Raw genomic sequence first — 4,151 nt, 5'->3', positions numbered from 1 at the left:
GCCCGGGGTCAGGATCAGGCCCGGGGTCAGGATCAGGATCCGGATCGGGATCAGGATCCGGATCGGGATCTGGATCGGGGTCAGGATCCGGGTCGGGTGGTGATCCCTGCCAGGTGATCCGGCCCTGGGCCTGCGCGTCGGCCAGCGTGGCCACCAGGTCGGCCTGCCCGATGCTGTCGGAGGTCAGGCACCACCGCACCCGGCCCTCGGCATCGCTGACCACCGACCAGCTCTGGACGACCGCCCCTGTGGAGGCCAGGTCGACCCGAGCCCCGGCGACCGGGTTGGACTGGCCGTCGAGGACGGTCACGACCACGCAGCGCTGCTCACCGACGACCGCCGTCTGGTTGGCAGGTTCCATCGTCAGCCGGTCGACCTCGGCCACGGCCGCGACCAGGTGCGGCCCGGCGTAGCCGTAGGAGTCCCAGTCGCCGAAGCCGTACACCATCGCCACGAACGGGCTGCTCGACTCGACCACGTGGAAGCCGGCTGAGACCTCCACGGTCAGCGTCGCCCACGGCGTCCCGGGGACGACCGCCCACTGGGGCGTGGCCGCAGCTCCGACCCGGGCTGTCCGCAGCGCGGCGGCGGGGGCGGCCCCGTCGACCCGTACCTCGCCGGTGCGATCGGCCCGGGTGACCAGGCTGATGTGGTGGGTCGACTGGCCCTGTGCCGGCGTGGTCAGCACCGCCTTGGTCGTCCCCTGCGAGACCGGGGGCACGAAGGACAGGAAGGGGTCTGACACCGTGTCGTCGACGGTGCCACCCTCGGACAGCTGGGCCAGCAGGATCGGCTGGTCGGACCGCACCACCTGGCCCTTGCCGCTCTCCCAGGTCCAGCGCTGGCCGGCGGCCAACTCCTGGGTGACCACACCGTCGGAACTGGTCACGGTCACGGTGGTGGCGTCCTTGTCGGCCATCACCTCGAACCAGTCCTTGGTTCGTCCGGCCAGAGGCACCGTGACGAACTCCTTGCCCCAGGCCGACGGCGGCGGCAATTGCTCGGCCAGGTGGTCACAGGCGGGCTTCACCACGTTGGCGCAACCGTGCAACGAGTACACCGCCACCGGCTTGTTGCTGGTGTAGGCGAAGCCGCTCATCGGCCGGTTCGTGATCGCGGCGACCTCGCCCTTCTGCAGGGTGATGGTGCGGGCCTGCGGGTGGTCGTGCAGCGGCGACTGCGCGGCGATCACGGTGTCGTCCTCGATGGCCACGATGTTGACCTGGGGGTTGTAGAAGGGCAGGTCGTCGTAGGTCAGCGTGCGGATCCGGGTGCCCAGGGCATCGATCGGCAACACCGCGAAGGCATCGGTGGTGTACTGCACGTGGTTGTGGCCCACCACGGTCACGTCGCTGGAGGACCAGACGTGCACCCCTTGGCCGCGCTTGTAGAAGTAGCCCGAGTACCCGCCGATGTTCTGCATCACCTCGACCGGCACCTCGATGGTCACCACGGACTCCGGGGCGATGGTGAAGCTGGCACTCCAGTCCAGACCCGGAATCCAGATCCCGCCGGTGGCGCCGCGCTCGGAGGCGATGATCACCGAGAGCTTGCCGCCCTTGCTGGCGAAGGTATCAACGTCGTGGTTGGGGCCGAAGGCCAGCCAGAACTCCTGGCCGTAGGAGTCCTTGGGCGCCCCGGTCGCTGCCGGCAGGACGGTGATCGTCCGGGAGGCCTGCACCGTGCCCCCATAGCCGTCATCCACCCTGACGGTGAAGGTATGCTCGCCCAGCTGGGTCGGGGTCCAGTCGTAGCGGGTGCCGGTGTGGGTGCTGCCGTCGGGCAGGGTCCAGGTGACGGTCGCCTTGGTGTGGTCACCGGGATCGACCCACATGGTGTCGACGGTCACGGTGGTGTTGATGGTGGGACGCGTCGCGGCGTTGACCTGCAGGTTGGTCGGGGCGACATTGCGCACCGTGACCACTGCCTCGTCCGAGACCTGGTAGTCGCCGTCGACGCTGGTGATGCTGGCGGTGTAGGTGCCGGGCGTGTAGAGGTGGGTCCTCCGGCCGTAGCCGCCGACCCGGAACGGCTTGGTGCCGTCCCCGTAGTCCCACTCCACGTAGCCACCGGAGCGCGCCCAGTCGCCGGTGGGGTTGAACACCACCGGCGTGCCCTCGTCGACCACCTGGTCGGGGCCCAGGTTGATGGCGAACTCCCGCACCGTGACGACCAGGGTGCGAGGTTGGCTGGCGGCGCCTTCCTCGTCGGTGGCCACCAGGCTGACAGTGTACGTACCCGGCGTGGTCCAGGTCTTGGTGAGGGTGCGGGTGGTCGCCGTGGTGCCGTCACCGAGGTCCCAGTGCCAGGCGACGATCTCGTCCGCGCCCGGGTCGGAGGCTGACCCGACGAGGTCACGTGGCACCCCCGGAGCCACCACCTCGCCGCCGTGGCGACCCCAGGTGATCGAGGCGGTCGGGGCGACGTTGCCCACGATCAGGGTCGTGGTCGCGCTGGCGCTGGCCCCCGAAGGCAGGGTGGCGGTGACCTTCACGGTGTAGGTGCCGCTGTTGCGGTAGAAGGCCATCGGACGACCGTTGTGGTCGGCCTGCCCTCCGCCGAAGTCCCAGGTGAGGGTCGCGGTCTGGCCGCCGGGTGCGGTCACGGTGGGCTTGAAGGTGATCCAGGTGCCCTCGTCACCGTGGTGTTCGGCGGGCAGGGCGACTGTGGGTTTCGGCATGACGATGGCGGCGGCCGCCAGCGCGGCCCTCGCGAACTTCTCGGTCTTGGCGATCACCTCGTCGATGCCGTCGTCGTGGTGGACGACCAGCGCCCGGCGCTGCCCCCCGGGTGAGACCAGGCCTCGGTCAACCAGCCCGAGCAGTCGCCGTTGCACAGCCTGGTCGCCCGTGCTGACGCCCAGGGCGGCCAGTGCCGCGGCCTCGTCAGCGGTGAAACCGCTGGTGCGCACCCGGTCGAGCACCGGCAGCTTGGCCTGGCCGGCGGCCGTCTCGACCATCACCTCGTCGAGCAGGGCCTTGTCGGCAGCAGCCGACGACGCGAGCAGGGCCTCACCGGCCGCCCGTGACTCGCGCAGCGCCTCGACCAGCTGCAGACCGTACTCGCCGGTCGCCCTGGCCTGGCGTTCCTGGCCGGGCAGGTTGGCCGCCTCGACCGCGCCGAGGTAGCGCTCATAGCTGGTCAGCATCGCCCGGCCCACGGCCCGCTCTCGTTCGAGGGCCGCGACGAAGCGCTGCTGGGCCGCGGTGGGCATGGTCTCGACCGGCTGCGGCTGGATCGGGACGACCTCGTCGAAGTGGGGGTCGGGCGGGTCCTTGACGATGTCTTCGTGCATCAGCGAGATGTTGCAGCTGATGATGTTGAGCATGCGCAGAGCGACGTCGTGGTTGGTGGCCGGCGCCTCGATCTCGAGCTCGTCCATGACCAGGCTGCTGATCACCGCCCACGGGCCCGAGAACAGGGTCATCGCCTGGTCGTAGCGCTCCTTGATCGAGAAGGCGGTGCAGATGTGGCGGCCGGCGGCCATCCGCGCCGACGAGGCCTGCTTCCAGTCCTGCACCTGCTGCATCGCCACGGTGGAGTCGCAGCCGCTGCCGCTTCGGCAGTCGACGATGGTGAACTCCTCGGAGACGGCGTCGGTGACCCAGGCGTCACGACCGGGGTCGTAGGTCTCGGCCAGCAGCCGGTAGGTGCCCACCTTGAGGTAGGGCGGCTCGAGCAGAATGTGAGTGGTGCCGATGCCGGTGACGATGTTCGACGTGCCGAAGGCGGGCTTCTCGCAGGTGTCGCCCGGCTGGACGACGCACACCCGTCCGCCCCCAATGTCGGTGATCACCAGGGCGTACAGGGCGTCATCGGTCTCGAAGCCGTCGGTCGGGCTGCCCCCGGCATCGGCGGGCATGACGGTCCCGATGTCGGCGACCGCTGCCGGTGGCGACCCCAGCAGGGCGGCGAGCAGCGCCAGGGCCACCGCGACGACGAGTGAGGCAGGACGCACCGCGCCCCCGGATCGAGGTCTCATGAGCAGACAACCTAGGGCCGACAAGCCCGCGCGACACAGTGTTATTTGTCACATGAGTTGGAAAGACTCTCGCGAGGCGGGCCGCCCCCGCACGACGGTCCCCCGCCGGCCCAGTCAGTACAGGAAAGCCAGCTCCGGGTTCGACAGGATCGAGGCCACCTCGTGCAGG

At 69.9% G+C, this 4,151-nt stretch carries 1 protein-coding gene; it reads right to left on the bottom strand.

The window, feature by feature from the left end; all coding sequences use genetic code 11:
- Positions 1-3,982: PKD domain-containing protein (locus IE660_RS15205; RefSeq protein WP_203569236.1), on the bottom strand; the 3,982-nt coding region annotated here is incomplete at its 3' end.
- Positions 3,983-4,151: the final 169 nt, after the last annotated feature.

The organism is Aestuariimicrobium ganziense (assembly GCF_015352975.1).
In the GTDB taxonomy this organism is placed as follows: Bacteria; Actinomycetota; Actinomycetes; order Propionibacteriales; family Propionibacteriaceae; genus Aestuariimicrobium; species Aestuariimicrobium ganziense.
This window is presented reverse-complemented; position numbering and strand designations above follow the sequence as displayed.